At 68.3% G+C, this 14814-nt stretch carries 12 protein-coding genes; 5 read left to right on the top strand and 7 right to left on the bottom strand.

The window, feature by feature from the left end:
* Positions 1 to 106: 106 nt before the first annotated feature.
* The 3 genes from PMI12_RS05385 to PMI12_RS29180 all read right to left on the bottom strand — a co-directional run bounded on the left by PMI12_RS05385 (position 107) and on the right by PMI12_RS29180 (position 4801).
* A complete protein-coding gene (locus PMI12_RS05385; RefSeq protein ID WP_007829941.1) occupies positions 107 to 2131 on the bottom strand; it encodes a CHAT domain-containing protein in 2025 nt (674 codons plus the stop codon).
* A gap of 289 nt (positions 2132 to 2420) precedes the next feature.
* Positions 2421 to 4616, bottom strand: a complete 2196-nt coding sequence (locus tag PMI12_RS05380) for a catalase (RefSeq protein ID WP_007829939.1) — start codon at positions 4614 to 4616, stop codon at positions 2421 to 2423.
* A gap of 35 nt (positions 4617 to 4651) precedes the next feature.
* Entirely contained in the window at positions 4652 to 4801 is a 150-nt protein-coding gene (locus PMI12_RS29180; RefSeq protein WP_007829937.1) for a hypothetical protein, read from the bottom strand.
* A gap of 229 nt (positions 4802 to 5030) precedes the next feature.
* Between PMI12_RS29180 and PMI12_RS05375 the strand changes: the two genes are divergently transcribed.
* Entirely contained in the window at positions 5031 to 5849 is an 819-nt protein-coding gene (locus tag PMI12_RS05375) for a transglutaminase-like domain-containing protein (protein ID WP_007829931.1), read from the top strand.
* 140 nt (positions 5850 to 5989) lie between these two features.
* On the opposite strand, the gene ligD is transcribed toward PMI12_RS05375, so the two are convergent.
* The 3 genes from ligD to PMI12_RS05360 all read right to left on the bottom strand — a co-directional run bounded on the left by ligD (position 5990) and on the right by PMI12_RS05360 (position 10592).
* Positions 5990 to 8533 carry a DNA ligase D gene (gene ligD, locus PMI12_RS05370; protein WP_007829929.1) on the bottom strand — a complete coding sequence of 848 codons (2544 nt, stop codon included), beginning with the start codon at positions 8531 to 8533 and terminating at the stop codon, positions 5990 to 5992.
* Positions 8534 to 8548: 15 nt separating this feature from the next.
* The gene (gene ku / locus PMI12_RS05365; protein ID WP_007829928.1) at positions 8549 to 9517 is read right to left on the bottom strand and encodes a non-homologous end joining protein Ku; all 969 of its coding nucleotides are present in this window, start codon (positions 9515 to 9517) and stop codon (positions 8549 to 8551) included.
* A 73-nt stretch (positions 9518 to 9590) separates the two neighbouring features.
* The gene (locus tag PMI12_RS05360) at positions 9591 to 10592 is read right to left on the bottom strand and encodes a succinylglutamate desuccinylase/aspartoacylase family protein (RefSeq protein WP_007829927.1); all 1002 of its coding nucleotides are present in this window, start codon (positions 10590 to 10592) and stop codon (positions 9591 to 9593) included.
* Positions 10593 to 10741: 149 nt separating this feature from the next.
* Here PMI12_RS05360 and PMI12_RS05355 point away from each other — a divergent pair, with 149 nt between their 5' ends.
* Entirely contained in the window at positions 10742 to 11014 is a 273-nt protein-coding gene (locus tag PMI12_RS05355; protein ID WP_007829926.1) for a hypothetical protein, read from the top strand.
* Here the strand turns inward: PMI12_RS05355 and rpe are convergent.
* Positions 11004 to 11699 (bottom strand): ribulose-phosphate 3-epimerase, encoded by a 696-nt coding sequence (gene rpe / locus PMI12_RS05350; RefSeq protein WP_007829925.1) that lies wholly within the window; start codon positions 11697 to 11699, stop codon positions 11004 to 11006. The genes PMI12_RS05355 and rpe overlap by 11 nt on opposite strands.
* Positions 11700 to 11758: 59 nt before the next feature.
* Between rpe and apaG the strand changes: the two genes are divergently transcribed.
* The 3 genes from apaG (at position 11759) to PMI12_RS05335 (ending at position 14785) form a co-directional block, all read left to right on the top strand.
* Positions 11759 to 12154, top strand: coding sequence for a Co2+/Mg2+ efflux protein ApaG (apaG, locus tag PMI12_RS05345; RefSeq protein ID WP_007829924.1), 396 nt, complete (start codon positions 11759 to 11761; stop codon positions 12152 to 12154).
* 148 nt (positions 12155 to 12302) lie between these two features.
* Positions 12303 to 13574 carry a cation:proton antiporter gene (locus PMI12_RS05340; RefSeq protein WP_007829922.1) on the top strand — a complete coding sequence of 424 codons (1272 nt, stop codon included), beginning with the start codon at positions 12303 to 12305 and terminating at the stop codon, positions 13572 to 13574.
* Positions 13571 to 14785 (top strand): YbdK family carboxylate-amine ligase, encoded by a 1215-nt coding sequence (locus PMI12_RS05335; RefSeq protein ID WP_007829920.1) that lies wholly within the window; start codon positions 13571 to 13573, stop codon positions 14783 to 14785. Before PMI12_RS05340 ends, PMI12_RS05335 begins: the two co-directional genes overlap by 4 nt.
* The last annotated feature ends 29 nt before the right edge of the window (positions 14786 to 14814 follow it).

The following is a 14814-nucleotide window of genomic DNA, read 5'->3' as shown; positions in this document are numbered from 1 at the left end:
CTGTTCGGGGTGCGTGCACAGGCCACCGGGTACTCCCCTCCGCGAATGTCCACCGTCGGCGTGATCGCCCCCCAAACAGCGCTCTTCAAAAACAAGGCACGTCATCTCATCCCCCCACCGTAAGACGCCAGTTGCCGATCAGGTTGAACGGCGCCCAGAAGAAGGGATGGGACATCTTGGGGTCCTTCAACACCGCGAGTTGTCCGGCCTGCATGGCCTTCTGGATGTCGCGCCCCTTGGCCAGCTCGCCGTAGAGCGTGCTCATGAGCACCGCGGTCGCGTCGTCCGACACCGGCCACAGCGAGGCGATCAGGCTGGAGCTGCCGGCCGAGAGGAACGAGCGCGTGAAGCCCAGCACCTCGTCGCCTTGTGCGATGCGCCCGAGGCCCGACTCGCAGGCCGACAGTGTGACCAGCGCGGTGCCGTCCATCGGCAGCCCGAGGATCTCGTGCGCTTCCAGAAAATTCTGCTTGCCGCCTTCGTTGGCCAACAGGATGCGCGAGTACAGCGGATCGACCGCGTCGGCCTCGGCATGCGCCGCCACATGCATCAGCGGCGAGCGCGTGGCCACGTCGCGAAACTGCGTCTTGGTGGCGGCCGCGCCCATGTACACGGTGTTGCGCGGGAACAGCTGCGCGAGCTGCTTCACCTCGGTCTCGGCGCCGGGCAGGTCGTACTTGTCCTCGATGCGCGGATTGCCGAAGGCGGTAAGCGACGCGTTCACGCGCGGCGTGCGCTGCGCGAGCTGCACGGCGATGCTGATCGACGGCGCCACGGCCACCGGATGCTTCTCGATGACGTAACGGCCATCCAGCCGCAGCGCCTGGAACGGCAGGTAGTGCAAAGGCCCGTGCGGCACCACGATCAGCCGCTGCCCCGGCGCGAGACCGAGCGGCCCGAGCAGCGCGGCGCCCAGCTTGTCTGCGTTGGTGATGGCGGCGCGGCGGCCGCGCACGATGGAATTGCGGAAGGTCTCGACCAGCTCGTTGAGGTCGTCGCGCTTCACGGCCACCGTCTTCTCGGCGATGTCGCCGGAACTCACGACCCACACCACGAGGCGGTCGGGCAGCGAGTGGAACTGCACCACGCGCTCGTCGGGTGCCAGCATGCGCTGCAGCGCGGCGAGATCGACGGTGTTGGCGGCCTGCTCGTTGATCTTGGCCCGGCCGCGCACCGCGTCGAGCAATGCGCGCGAGCGGCTGTGCTCGCTCACCTCGAAGGCCTGGCGCGCATCGCCCGCGTCGCTGTAGATGGCCACGCCGCGCTCGAACACCGATTGCAGGTCCGAGAACAGGCCCATCTTGAATTCCTCGCTGCGGAATTTGGCACGCACCTTGTCGACGTCGCCGAGCGCGCGGCCCACGGCTTCGGCCGCGGCCTGCTTCTGGCCCAGCGCGAGTTCGCTGCGCGCCACGCCGTCCCAGGCCCAGAGGCGGTAGTACTCGGTGTCGGCGCCGACCTGCCGCGCGGTGAGTGCGCGGTACATGTCGCGCGCCTCGGCGGGCTTGTTCTCGGCCAGCAGCAGCCGCGCGCGGGTGCGGTCGAGCTGCGCGGTGAGCGGTGCGTCCTTCGGCGGCGCCATGGCACCAAGCACTTCGCGTGCCCGCGCCGGGTCGCCCGATTCGATCAGCGCATTGACCAGCGAGGCCTGCACCAGCGGTGCATAGCGCGGCGAGCTGTTGGCCAATGCCTCGTCGTAGCTGAGCACCGCGCCGGAGAAATCGCCGCGGCGCGTGCGCACGTCGCCGATCACTTTCTGCACCGGGCCGACCACCAGCTTGGGATCGCGCGCCGGGTGCTTGAGCGCTTCGCGTGCGAACTCCTCGGCCTTCTCGAGCTGGCCCGAGTAGCTGTAGACGATGGCCAGGTCGCGGTTGGCCATGGCCATCAGGTTCGGATCGTTGGTGGCGTTGGCCAGGTGCAGCGCCTTGCTCGCGGCGCGCACGCTCTGGCGGAACTCGCCGGCCTCCGCCAGTGCGACGGCCTGGCTGCAGTATTGGTAACCCGAGAGCTTGACCGCGTCCTGCCCGTAGAGCACCGCGCCCTCGCTGGTCAATGCCAGCAAGGTGTCGGTGTCGTCCAGGCGGGCCTGCTCCATCTTGCTGGCTGCGGCTTCGGCATTCGACGACACCGCCGGCGCTGCTGGACGTTGCTGCTGCTGTGCCGATGCCGGAGGGCCGAAGCCCAGGAAAAGAATGCCTGCAAGACCGAGAGCACTCGCGACAGCTGCACGACAACGTGCCGGGCGCTGCCATCCCCATCTCGAAAACCAAGCCATTGGACCCCCGTGCGCAGCCCTGTGAGCCCGCGGTCAGCGGACCATCGACGTCGCGAGAGTGCGCGCCGTTCAGGCCTCGGGGGGAAAGTCTAGGAGCGGCCTCCTGCCGCGCCTATTCGCAATACGGTCTAGCGCAAATGGACTACGCGGGCACCGCGTCTACATTCGCACGGTCCCAGTGCCGGTGCTTGGCGATGGCCGCGATGAAATCGTTCGCCACCTGCATCGCCGCCGTCGTGTCGCCCAGGTTGGTGACCGGCGTGGCCGCCACCACCACGCCCGCCGGCACATCGGCGGGCGGCGTGTCCGCGGCGATACCGAGCGTGGACAGCAGCCGCACGCCCTCGCCCACCGTGCAGATCGCCTTGCAGTGCTTGTAGGCCTCGAGCACGAAGTGCACCGCATCGCCGATGCCCGACATCGCGGCGGCGCTCTCGCTGCCGGCCGGCACGAGCACGGCGTCGAACATCACCGAGGGCGTGTTGGCGAAGGTCATGTCGACGTCGATCTGGCGCTTCGATGCGCTGGCGACGGTGCCCAGCTTCGGGCCCACTGTCTTGCATTGCGCACCGGCCTGCTCGAGCGCATCGCGGATCGGCTTCAGCGAAGCCGAATCGACACCATCGGCCACGAGGACCGCGACCCTGCGCGTGCGGATGGAGCCGTCGCCCGTATCGACCATGCGCAGCGCCGGCGACTCGTCGATGGGCAGCGATATGCGGTGGTCGCGAAAGCCCGCGCGCCCCGCCGCCGCCCTGGCATCGGGCTCGCCGATGCCCAGCGGCTCGGCCACGCGGCGTGCCAGCTTCTCGTCCACGTGCGCAAGGTTGTCGACCATGCGCTGGCGGATGGCCGGCACGTCGAGCTTCGACAGCTCGAAGCGGAAGGCCGCGATGATGTGCTCCTTCTCGGCCGCGCTCTGGCTGTTGAAGAACAGGCGCGCCTGCGTGAAGTGGTCGTCGAACGAGGGGCTGCGGCGGCGCATCTTGGGCGACTCGGTCTCTTCCGGAAACGACTGGAAGCCGTGGCTGCCGCCGTCCACGCGGAACTCCGTGCCGCTGCCCAGCGTGTTGGGCTCGTAGGCCACCTGGCCGCGGGCGATGGTCTGCCTGTGCATGCCGTCGCGCTGGAAGTTGTGGAACGGGCACACGCCCTTGTTGATGGGCAGCTCGTGGAAGTTGGCGCCGCCCAGGCGCGAGATCTGCGTGTCGGTGTACGAGAAGAGGCGGCCCTGCAGCAGCGGGTCGTTGCTGAAGTCGATGCCGGGCACCACGTGGCCCGGATGGAAGGCCACCTGCTCGGTCTCGGCGAAGAAGTTGTCGGGGTTGCGGTTGAGCACCAGCCTGCCGATCTTCTGCACCGGCACCATTTCTTCTGGAATCAGCTTGGTGGGGTCGAGCAGGTCGAAGCCCAGCGAGTGCTCCTTGTCCTGCGCGATCATCTGCACGCCGAGCTCCCACTCGGGGAAGTCGCCGTTCTCGATGGCTTCCCACAGGTCGCGCCGATGGAAGTCCGGGTCCTTGCCGGCGATCTTCTGCGCCTCGTCCCACGCGAGGCCATGAATGCCGAGCTTGGGCTTCCAGTGGAACTTCACGAAGTGGCTCTCGCCGCGGCTGTTGACGAAGCGGAAGGTGTGCACGCCGAAGCCTTCCATCATGCGCAGGCTGCGCGGAATGGCGCGGTCGCTCATGGCCCACATCAGCATGTGGGTGCTCTCGGGCATCAGCGAGGCGAAGTCCCAGAAGGTGTCGTGCGCACTCGCGGCCTGCGGCATCTCGTGGTGCGGCTCGGGCTTCACGGCGTGGATGAGGTCGGGGAACTTGATCGCGTCCTGGATGAAGAACACCGGGATGTTGTTGCCCACGAGGTCGTAGTTGCCCTCGCGCGTGTAGAACTTGACGGCGAAGCCGCGCACGTCGCGCACCGTGTCGGCCGAGCCGCGCGAGCCGGCCACGGTCGAGAAGCGCACGAACACGGGCGTCTTCACGTCCGGGTCCTGCAGGAAGTCGGCGCAGGTGAACTGCGACATCGACTTGTAGACCTGGAAGTAGCCGTGCGCCGCCGAGCCGCGCGCGTGCACGGCGCGCTCCGGGATGCGCTCGTGGTCGAAGTGCGTGATCTTCTCGCGCAGGATGAAGTCTTCCAGCAGCGTCGGACCGCGCACGCCCGCTTTCAGCGAGTTGTGGTTGTCGGGTACCTGCAGACCCTGGTTGGTGGTCAGGGTCGTCGGATGCTCGACGGTGAAGCCTTCGAGCTGCAGCTGCTTGGCGTTGCTGCCGCCGCCCGCCTTGGCGGCGCTGGCGCGGCGGCCTGCGGCAGCCTTGTTCTGCGGCGTCATCGTGGATCTGCTGGAGTCTTTCATGGGGTGGGCGTTCAGCCCGTTTCGTTGTTGTCGAGGAACATGTCGAGCACGTTGACCAGGGCGATCAGGCAAATGCTGCCCGCCGCGGCGGCGACGGTCCACAACAGGATTTCAGCGCCCCAGGTGCCGATGAACGAGTCGAAAAGCGATGAGAACTCCATGGATCACTCCGGGGCTGCAAGCGAAATGCAAGGTTATGTTTCGCGGCGCCCGGACCCCGTAGTGGCCGCCCTTCCACCGCTGTGGGAGAAGGCACGCGGACGAGGTAGGAGCGGGCCGACAGCACCTCCTGCCCGCCTACGAAGCTTCGCGCGCCCTGGCCGTGGGATCGGGGAGCGCCGTCGCATAGCATGGGTCCAACACAGGGAAGAAAGAAAGAAGAAAAGAACCATGCTGATCAGAATCGGTTTCGACATCGAACTCGGCGTCACCGCCCCCACGGCCGTGATCTACATGCTCCAGGTGCATCCCTCGCGCGCCCGGGACCTGCAAGGGGAGGAGAACATCACGCTCAGCCCGCCACTGGCCACCGACCATTACCTGGACGGATTCGGCAACCACTGCGCGCGCGTGCACGTCCCCCCGGGAGTGAAGAGCGTGCGCCTGCGCAACCGCGCGGTGGTGTACGACACCGGCTGGCCCGACCCGGTGGACTTCGGCGCCGTCGGGCACATGGCGGCCGACCTGCCGGTGGACACGCTGCCCTTCGTGCTGCCGAGCCGCTATTGCGAGGTCGACAGCGAATTGCTGGAGTTCGCCTGGGCCAACTTCTCGAACGTGGCGCCGGGCTGGTCGCGCGTGCAGGCGATCTGCGACTTCGTGCACCGGCACCTGCGCTTCGACTACGGGAACGCGCGGGCCACGCGCACCGCCACGGAAGGCTTTCGCGAAGGCACGGGCGTATGCCGCGACTTCGCGCACCTCGCAATCACCCTGTGCCGCTGCATGAACATTCCGGCGCGCTACGTGACGGGCTATCTCGGCGACATCGGCATTCCGCCGGTGCCTTCTCCGATGGACTTCAGCGCATGGTTCGAGGTGTACCTGGGCAACCGCTGGCACACCTTCGACGCGCGCCACAACACGCCGCGCATCGGCCGCGTGGTGATCGCGCGCGGGCGCGACGCGGCGGACGTGCCGATCACGATGGTGTTCGGTGCGAACACGCTGGAGCGCTTTGAAGTGACGACCGAGGAAGTGCTTCAGTAGCGTCGGGTTTTGCTCCTTCCCCTCCCGGGGGAAGGCTGGGATGGGGGCAGGCCTTCGATGAGGCGCAGCGTTTTTTTTTCAAGCCGTCGTGCCCCCACCCCGACCCTCCCCCGGAAGGGGAGGGAGGAATGCAGGGATGCCTATTTGCTGCTGTAGCCCAGCAGCTTCATCGCCGCGGCAAGCCCCTTTCGGCTGCGCTCCATGGCGGCCCAGGGCTTGTTGCCGGTCTCGAAGCGTTCGGCCGCATTGGCGACAGTCCACTGCGCGGCACTGGTCAAGGCCGGCAATTCGTCCCACGCAAGCGGCACCGACACGCCCAGCCCGGGGCGCGAACGCGCCGACCATGCGCTGACGGTGGTTGCGCCGAAGCCGTTGCGCAGGTAGTCCACGAACACCTTGCCCACGCGGTTGCGCGGGCCGCTCTTCGCCACGAAGCGCGACGGAATGGTCTCGGCCAGGTGCGCCACCACGGCCTGTGAAAAGCCCTTGACGGTGTCCCAGTCGTACTGCCGCCGCAGCGGCACCACCACGTGCAGCCCCTTGCCGCCGCTGGTCTTGAGGAAGCACGGCAGGCCCAGTTCGTCGAGCAGCGTGCGCACCAGCATCGCGGCCTCCTGGATCTGCGGCCATGCGACGCCCTCGCCGGGGTCGAGGTCGAAGGTCATGCGATCGGGCTTGCCGATGGCACGCGAGGTGGCGTTCCAGGTGTGCAGCTCGATGACGTTCATCTGCGCGGCGCCGAGCAGGCCCTGCTTCGTGTCGATCTGCAGCAGCGGCTCGTGGCCCGGATCGAGTGCGGGATCGAGCAGGCGCACGCCGGGGATCTCGCTGTTCTGCAGGTGCTTCTGGAAGAACAGCTCGCCGCCCACGCCCTCGGGCGCGCGCACCAGCGACACCGGCCGGCCGCGCAGGTGCGGCAGCATGAGTTTCGCCACGCTGTCGTAGTAGGCCGCGAGTGCGCCCTTGGTGATGCCGCTGTGCTTGTCGATCACGCGGTCGGCGTGGGTGATCTTCGGGATCATGGGTGTCTTTGCTTCCTGGTTCTTCGGCTTTGGTGCGGCCTCGATCTCCCTGATCCGCTGCGGCCGCTCGCGCCGGATGTCGCGCGCGGGCTTGTCGGCGCGCAGCCCCTGGAACACGGCCTGGCGCACGCGGTTTTCGCGCGTCCATTCGCCGAACGAGATTTCGGCCACGAGCGTGGGCTTGACCCATTGCGCCCTGACGCCGCGCGGCGCAGGCTCGAAGGGGCAGGGGTCGGTGGCCAGCCTGTCGAGGCGGGCCTTGACATCGGCGAGGCGGCCCGCATCGAAGCCCGTGCCCACGTTGCCGCAGTAGCGCAGCCGGCCGGTAGCCTCGTCGTGCACGCCCAGCAGCAAGGCGCCGAAGCCGGTGCGCGAGCCCTTCGGCGCGGTGAAGCCGCCGATCACGAACTCCTGCCGCTGCTGGTTCTTGAGCTTGATCCAGTCGGGCGAGCGGCGCGACACGTACGGCGATCCCTTGCGCTTGCCGACGATGCCCTCGAAGCCGATGTGCGCCGACGACGCGAGCAGGTCGCGCGGCGAAGCGTCGAAGGCCTCGCTCAGGCGCAGCGACGCGGGCGGCTTTCGGCCGAGCAGCTGCGCGAGCCGGGCACGGCGTTCCTCGACCGGCATGTCGCGCAGGTCTTCGCCATCGAGGAAGGGCGCGTCGAACAGCCAGTAGACGATGGATGAGGTCTTGCCGCGATCGAAGGCGTTCTGCAACGCCTGGAAGTCGGGCGCACCGTTCTCTCCTTCGACGGTGATCTCGCCGTCGAGCCATGCGCCGGCCGTGGGCAGTTTCGCCAGCGCCTTCTCGAGCGCGGGCAGCTTCGCGGTCCAGTCGTGGCCATTGCGGGTGAAACAGCGGACCTTGCCGCGGTCGATGCGCGCCAGCAGGCGGTAGCCATCGAACTTGAGCTCGTAGAGCCAGTCGCCGGGAGATGAAGGCGGCGAAGCCGCGAGCGTGGCGAGCTGGGGCTGGAAAGTGGCCGGCAGCGGGGATTTCGCGGTCCTTTTCTCGGTTCTTCCTGCAAGCTTTCTTGCGGGCGCCTTGCTGGCGACTTTCTTCGGCGGCTGGTCCACCTCGTCCACGCCACGCCCGGTGATCACGCTCGCCGGCTGTTCTTCGACCACGTCGTACTCACCGATCGCCCGCGCCTCGCCGTCGCGTTCCTTGATGAGCAGCCAGGGCTCATGCTTGTCGTCGCCCTTGCCGTGCATGCGCACCAGCGTCCAGTGACCGTGCAGCTTCTCGCCGCGCAGTTCGAACTTGAGCTTGCCGGCGGCGAGCGACTTGCGCGCGTCGCCCTCGGGCAGCCAGTCGCCGCGGTCCCAGACGATCACGGTGCCCGCGCCGTACTGCTTCGGCGGGATCGTTCCCTCGAAATCCGCGTACGAGATCGGGTGGTCCTCGACGTGCACGGCCATGCGCTTCACGGACGGATCGAGGCACGGCCCCTTCGGCACGGCCCAGCTCTTGAGCGTGCCGTCGAGTTCGAGCCGGAAGTCGTAGTGCAGATGGCTCGCGTGGTGCTTCTGGATCACGAAGGACAGCACGCCCTTGCCCGGCCGGCCGCCGGCCTCGGGCTCCGGCGTGCGCGAGAAATCGCGCTTGCCGTGGTAACGCGCCAGGGCCTTGCGCGCGGTCGATGCGGTGGAGCCCATCGCGGCCGGCCTCACTCAGGCGGCGCGGCGGTGGCGGGCGGGGGTCTTGCGCGCGGCTTTCGCGGCCGGCTTGCGCTTCTTCGCGGCGGCCTTGGGCGGCGGTTCCGGTTCTGCGTCCTCTTCCTCCTCTTCTTCCTTGGTGGGCTTGCCGCCACCCTTGCGCAGGCTGCGCTGCAGCAGCTCGGTCAGGTCGAGGATCTTGGCGCCGCGGCCTTCGCCGGTGCGCTGCTCTTCCTCGGGCTCGGGCTGCGTGACGGTCTCGGTCTGGCCGGCCTTCACCTTCTTGTCCACCAGCCGCATGATCTCGTCCTTGAACTCGTCCTTGAATTCGTCGGGGTCCCAGTCGGCGCTCATGTCGTCGACCAGCTGCGTGGCCATCTTGAGCTCACGCTCGCTCAGGCCGGCCTTCTTCGCGTCTTCCGAAGGCAGCGGCAGGTCGGTCCACGGCCGGATGTCCGCGCCCCAGCGCAGCAGGTTCAGCACGAGGCCGGGGCCCACGGGCACCAGCACCGCCAGGTGCTGCTTGGTCTGGATCACGACACGGGCCACGCCCACACGCCCGCTGCGCTGAAGGGTTTCGCGCAGCAACGCGTACACCTTCGCGCCGCGGTTGATCGGCGCCACGTAGTAGGGCCGCTCCAGGTACACGAAGGGAATGCCGTTGGCCGGCACGAAGGTCTCGATCTCGATGGTCTGCGTGGTCTTGGGATAGGCGGCCGCGATCTCCTTGTCGCTGAGCACCACGTACTCGCCGTCCTCGTACTCGATGCCCTTGACGATCTGCTCGCGCGCGATCTCCTTGCCGGTCTTCTTGTTGATGCGCTTGTAGCCGACCGGGTCCATGGTGCGCTTGTCGAGCCAGTCGAAGTCGATGCCGTGGTCGGTGGTGGCCGAGTACAGCGCAACCGGGATGTGGACGAGGCCGAAGCTGATGGCGCCCTTCCACAGGACGCGCGGCGCGGGGGCTTTTTTCGAGATGGACATGGACGCACTCCTTCAGGCTGGGAATGTGCGCCGCCCCTGCCCGGGCGGTGTAGGAGCGCGGCCCCAGGCGCCGTCAGGCCGCGCCGGCCACGGGTCCGAGCTGGCGCTCGCTCGGGCGCGCGAAGTAGAACCACTCGGCGCCCGGCAGCGCCACCGCGTTGGGAAACACGATGAAGCCGTCGTCGGGCGCGCTCACCAGCGTGCCGTCGTGGCGCATGCCGATGGGCTCGCCGCGCAGCACTTCGTCGAAGGTGGCCCAGTCGCGCACGAAGCTGTCTTCCTCGTGCAGGCGGTCGGTCACGCTGGCCAGGCGCAGCAGTTTCGGCGGCTGCGCGGGCCCGCCCGACAGCCCTTCGGGCAGCGCCGCCATGCCCAGCAGCGCGAGCGTGCGGCGGATGGCGCGCCATGCCACTTCGGGCGCCTGCGGGTCCAGGTGCTGGCCGCACTCGAGCGTGACGCCGTAGCCGCCGCGGCTGCGGATGTATTCGTTGGTGCCGCGGCCGAAGTCGAGCGCGGCCTCGTCGGCCGGCACGCCGCCCGCGCGCTGCGCGAGGCCGGCGGCGTAGATGTCGAGCCAGCCTTCCACCACGATGGGCGTGCCGATGTGCAGCGCGAGCTGGCCTTCCTCGTATGCGCGTGCAAAGGGCTCCAGCGCGCCGTTGTTGTCGCGCGGGCCGATCATCGCGAAGGCCTCGCCCTCGCTCTGGAAGGAATGCAGGTCGAGCAGCACCTCGTGGCGCGCGATCAGCGGGGCCAGCACATTGGTGACGCGGGCTTCGTAGTCGGCTGGTGCCTCGGTCGGGCGGAACAGCCTGTTGAGGTTGCGCTCGCCCTCGCGCTGCATGCGGCGACGGGCCAATGGATTGGCGACGGGCACCATCGTCAGTTCGCCGCGCCGCAGCTGCAGCGTGCCGGCATCGAACTCGGCCAGGATGCGCTCGATGCCCAGGGTGCCGGAGATTTCGTCGCCGTGCACGCCACCCATCACGAGCAGCCGGGGACCGGGGTTCAACGAGGCGAAGGCGTGGATGCGCAAGCTGTCGGTGGCCACGCCGGCAAAAGGATCGGAGGACATCGGGGGATTATTGCGGAGGCCCTTCCATGCGCGCAAAGGCGCTACCCATTTCATAGCGCCGAGCGGACACCTACAGGGGCTGCCTCGTATTTCCTACCGCCCCGGCGGCGGCGGCGGCGCAGGCTCGTTCCTCATCGAAGGAGCCACGCATGACCCCCAGCAAGAGCAGCAAGAGCAAGACGACGCCGGCCGATCCCCTGAAGGACGCCGGCGGCGGCAAGACCAAGGTGGAGCAAGGCGGCGAATCGGCGCCGCGCCTGCCGCACGAGCGCGACCAGTCGTCCGACAGCCAGCAGACACAGGACGGCCAGCCACCCAGGGTGGGCCGCCAGGCCCAAGAAGACGTCGAGCGCGGACTGGTCGACACCGACCGCGCGCTGGAGGCGGACAGCGTCGAAGGCGGCGGAAAGGTCAGGCGCTGACGACGCCGGCCAGCTGCCTGCGCATGTCGGCGATGACGGCGCCGTAGTCCTTGGCGTTGAAGATCGCGCTGCCGGCCACGAAGGTGTCGGCGCCGGCCGAGGCCACGCGCGCGATGTTGTCGGCCTTGATGCCGCCGTCCACCTCGAGGCGGATGTCGCGCCCGCTCTGCTCGATGCGCTTGCGCGCGAGTTCGATCTTGCGCAGCGCCGAGTCGATGAAGCTCTGGCCGCCGAAGCCGGGGTTCACGCTCATGATCAGGATCAGGTCGATGTCGTCGATGGCCCAGTCGAGCGCCTCGAGCCCCAGCCCCGGGTTGAACACCAGCCCGGCCTTGCAGCCGGCCGCCTTGATGGCCTGGATGCTGCGGTGCGTGTGGGGCGAGGCGTCGGGGTGGAAGCTGATGTAGTCGGCGCCCGCTTGCGCGAAAGAGGCCGCCAGTGCGTCAACCGGCTGGATCATCAGGTGCACGTCGATGGGCACCGGTGCGCCGGCAGCGGTCTTGGCGTAGGGCTTGAGCGCCTGGCAGACCATCGGGCCGAAGGTCAGGTTCGGCACGTAGTGGTTGTCCATCACGTCGAAGTGGATCCAGTCGGCGCCGGCCGCGATCACGTCGGTGAGTTCTTTGCCGAGGTGCGCGAAATCGGCGGACAGGATGGAGGGCGCGATGCGGAACGGGGTGCTCATAACCCTTGATTCTCGCAGCCGCCGCAAGTCCGACCAACGGCCTCCGTTACCATGCGCCCATGCCGCACAGCCCCTTCAGCGTACAGGTCGAACCGCGCTTCCTGGCCGACCAGTCGTCCGCCAAGGACAACATCTACACCTTTTCCTATACGGTCACCGTCACCAACACGGGCTCGGTGGCCGCCCAGCTGATCGCCCGCCACTGGCTGATCAACGATGCCTCTGGCCATGCGCAGGAGGTCAAGGGCCTGGGCGTGATCGGGCAGCAGCCGCTGCTTGCGCCCGGCGAATCCTTCCGCTACACGAGCGGCTGCCGCCTGCAGGCGCCGAGCGGCACGATGCACGGCAGCTACTTCGTGGTGACCGAGGAAGGCGAGCGTTTCGACGTGCCCATTCCGATGTTCGTGCTCGAAGCCGACATCGGCGGCGCCCCCGTATCGCGCGTGCTGCACTAGGTAACCTCTTGCGCCGCGGCGTTCTCCGGCGATCAAATCGCCGGATGGACAGAAAACGCCTTTGTCCTGCACCCCATGGACTCGACCATGCGTTACAACCCCGCATCGGCGCCTTCCTCGGCGCCGCAGGGCTTTTTCCTTCTTCTGGATGAATTTGACTAGCTTCCTCAACGATCTGCTGGGCTTCTGGTCCGAATGGGTGCGCCCCTCGGCGGGCCTGCCAACCGTTCTATGGTCGCTGCTGCTGGCGGTGGCGGCGGCTTCCGGCCACCTCGTGCAACGCTACCTGGGGCTGCCCAAGGTGATCGGCTACTCGCTGGTCGGCGCGGTGGTGGGCTTCGCCGGCTTCGAAGGCGCGATCTGGCCGCTGCGCGGCATCAGCCTCTTCCTGCTCGAACTCGGCGTGGCCGTGGTGCTGTTCGAGGCCGGCGGGCGGCTGCCGCTGCGCTGGTTCCGCCACAACCCGATGGTGCTGGTGCAGAGCCTGCTCGAAGCCACGCTGACCTACTTCGGCGTGTACTGGGTGCTGACGCTGCTGGGCCTGCCAGAGCCGGTGGCCAACCCGATCGCGCTGATGGCCATCGTCGCCTCGCCCGCGGTGCTCAGCCGCGTGATCATCGACACCCGCGCCGCCGGCCCCGTGACCGAGCGCGCGATGACGCTGGCCACGCTCAACACCTTCTATGCGCTGGCGCTGGGCTACGCGCAGGCCGGGCTGATCGAACGCGCGCCGCAGACGATGCTGCAGAAGCTCTATCCGGTGGCGGTGGTGCTGGGCCTCTCGTTCGTGGTCGGCGGGGTCATGGCGCTGGCGCTGCGCTCGGCGCTGCGGGTGATGAGCCCATCGAGCGAGAACACGTCGATCCTGCTGCTGGCGATCATCGCGGCGGGCGCCGCGCTCACCGCGCACATCGGCGGCTCGGCGCCGCTGGCGGCCCTGATCGGCGGCGTGCTGCTGAAGACGCTCAACCCCAAGCCGTGGGCCTGGCAGCGGCAGCTGGGCACGGCCGCCTCGCTGCTCACCATGCTGATGTTCGTGCTGGTGTCGATCGTGGCGGCCCAGGCCGACTGGACGTTGCCGGTGGCCAGCGTGGTGGTGGCCGTGATCGGCGTGCGCCTGCTGGCCAAGATCTCGGGCGTGGCCATTGCCAACCCGGGCAGCGGCGCGAGCTGGAAGCAGGCCTTCTGGGTCGGCTGCGCGATGTCGCCGCTGTCGTCGATCGCGCTGCTCATCGCCTCCAACTTCGCCACCGCCTCGCCCCTGCTGGGCACGATGATCACGCAGGTGGCCCTGCCCTCGATCCTGTTGATGGAGGTGGTGGGCGCGGTGCTCGCCACGGTGGCCATCCACGCGGTGGGCGAGAGTTCGGTGCCCTGGGCGCCCCAGGCCTTCAGCATCACGGAGGACACCCAGCGATGAGCGCCGCAGCCAGCAACACCCCTGTCGACCCGGACAGCGACGACGTCCGTTCGGCGCCGCTGCCATCGGACCCCGAAAGCCGCGCGGTCAAGCTCGAACCCTTCAACAAGTCGGAGGCGCTGTCGCTCGGCGTGGAGCTGGAACTGCAGCTCGTGAACACGCACGACTACGACCTTGCCCCGTACGCCGAAGACATGCTGCGGCTGATGGCGCAGACCCCGCTGCCCGGCAGCGTGGTGCCCGAGATGACCTCGAGCATGATCGAGATCTCGACCGACATCTGCCACTCGGCGCAGGACGTGATCACGCAGCTCTCGCCGATCCGCGAGGCGCTCATCAAGAACGCCGACAAGCTCAACATCGCGGTGGTCGGCGGCGGCACGCATGCCTTCCAGCAGTGGCACGAGCGGCGCATCTACGACAAGCCGCGCTTTCGCGAACTGTCGGAGCTGTACGGCTACCTGAGCAAGCAGTTCACCATCTTCGGCCAGCACGTGCACATCGGCTGCCCCGACGCCGACGCGGCGTTGTTGATGCTGCACCGCATGTCGCGCTACATCCCGCACTTCATCGCGCTGTCGGCGTCTTCGCCGTTCGTGCAGGGGCAGGACACGCAGTTCGACTCGGCGCGGCTGAACTCGGTGTTCGCGTTCCCGCTGTCGGGCCGCGCGCCTTTCACCACGAGTTGGAAGGAGTTCGAGGCCTACTTCGAGCGCATGACCCGCACCGGCGTCGTGCGCAGCATGAAGGACTTCTACTGGGACATCCGCCCCAAGCCCGAGTTCGGCACCATCGAGATCCGCGTGTTCGACACGCCGCTCACCATCGAGCGCGCCGCCGCGCTCGCGGGCTACGTGCAGTCGCTGGCCGCATGGTTCCTGCAGGAGCAGCCCTTCGCGCCGACCGAGGACGACTACCTCGTCTACACCTACAACCGCTTCCAGGCCTGCCGCTTCGGCCTCGACGCGGTGTACGTCGACCCGGCCACCGGCCAGCACATGCCGCTGCGCGACCACATCCTGATGACGATGACGCAGCTCGAATGGCACAGCGAGGCGCTCAACGCCACGCAGGCGCTGGGCGAGCTGCGCACCAGCGTGGAGGCCAACCGCAACGATGCGCGGTGGCTGCGCGAGAAGCAGGGCAAGGAGCGGCTGCTGGCGGAGGTGGTGCGGCAGGCGGCGCTGCGGTTCAGGGGCGCGGCGGCCTGAGCGCGGGCCCGCTGCACCTGGAGCGGCGG

The organism is Variovorax sp. CF313 (assembly GCF_000282635.1).
GTDB lineage: Bacteria > Pseudomonadota > Gammaproteobacteria > Burkholderiales > Burkholderiaceae_C > Variovorax.
This window is presented reverse-complemented; position numbering and strand designations above follow the sequence as displayed.

Excerpts from the sequence above, each read along its gene's own strand:
- PMI12_RS05380 (WP_007829939.1), bottom strand. The coding sequence starts at position 4,616 with ATGACGCCGCAGAACAAGGCTGCCGCAGGCCGCCGCGCCAGCGCCGCC.
- PMI12_RS29180 (WP_007829937.1), bottom strand. The coding sequence starts at position 4,801 with ATGGAGTTCTCATCGCTTTTCGACTCGTTCATCGGCACCTGGGGCGCT.
- PMI12_RS05375 (WP_007829931.1), top strand. The coding sequence starts at position 5,031 with ATGCTGATCAGAATCGGTTTCGACATCGAACTCGGCGTCACCGCCCCC.
- ligD (WP_007829929.1), bottom strand. The coding sequence starts at position 8,533 with ATGGGCTCCACCGCATCGACCGCGCGCAAGGCCCTGGCGCGTTACCAC.
- ku (WP_007829928.1), bottom strand. The coding sequence starts at position 9,517 with ATGTCCATCTCGAAAAAAGCCCCCGCGCCGCGCGTCCTGTGGAAGGGC.
- PMI12_RS05360 (WP_007829927.1), bottom strand. The coding sequence starts at position 10,592 with ATGTCCTCCGATCCTTTTGCCGGCGTGGCCACCGACAGCTTGCGCATC.
- PMI12_RS05355 (WP_007829926.1), top strand. The coding sequence starts at position 10,742 with ATGACCCCCAGCAAGAGCAGCAAGAGCAAGACGACGCCGGCCGATCCC.
- rpe (WP_007829925.1), bottom strand. The coding sequence starts at position 11,699 with ATGAGCACCCCGTTCCGCATCGCGCCCTCCATCCTGTCCGCCGATTTC.
- apaG (WP_007829924.1), top strand. The coding sequence starts at position 11,759 with ATGCCGCACAGCCCCTTCAGCGTACAGGTCGAACCGCGCTTCCTGGCC.
- PMI12_RS05340 (WP_007829922.1), top strand. The coding sequence starts at position 12,303 with ATGAATTTGACTAGCTTCCTCAACGATCTGCTGGGCTTCTGGTCCGAA.
- PMI12_RS05335 (WP_007829920.1), top strand. The coding sequence starts at position 13,571 with ATGAGCGCCGCAGCCAGCAACACCCCTGTCGACCCGGACAGCGACGAC.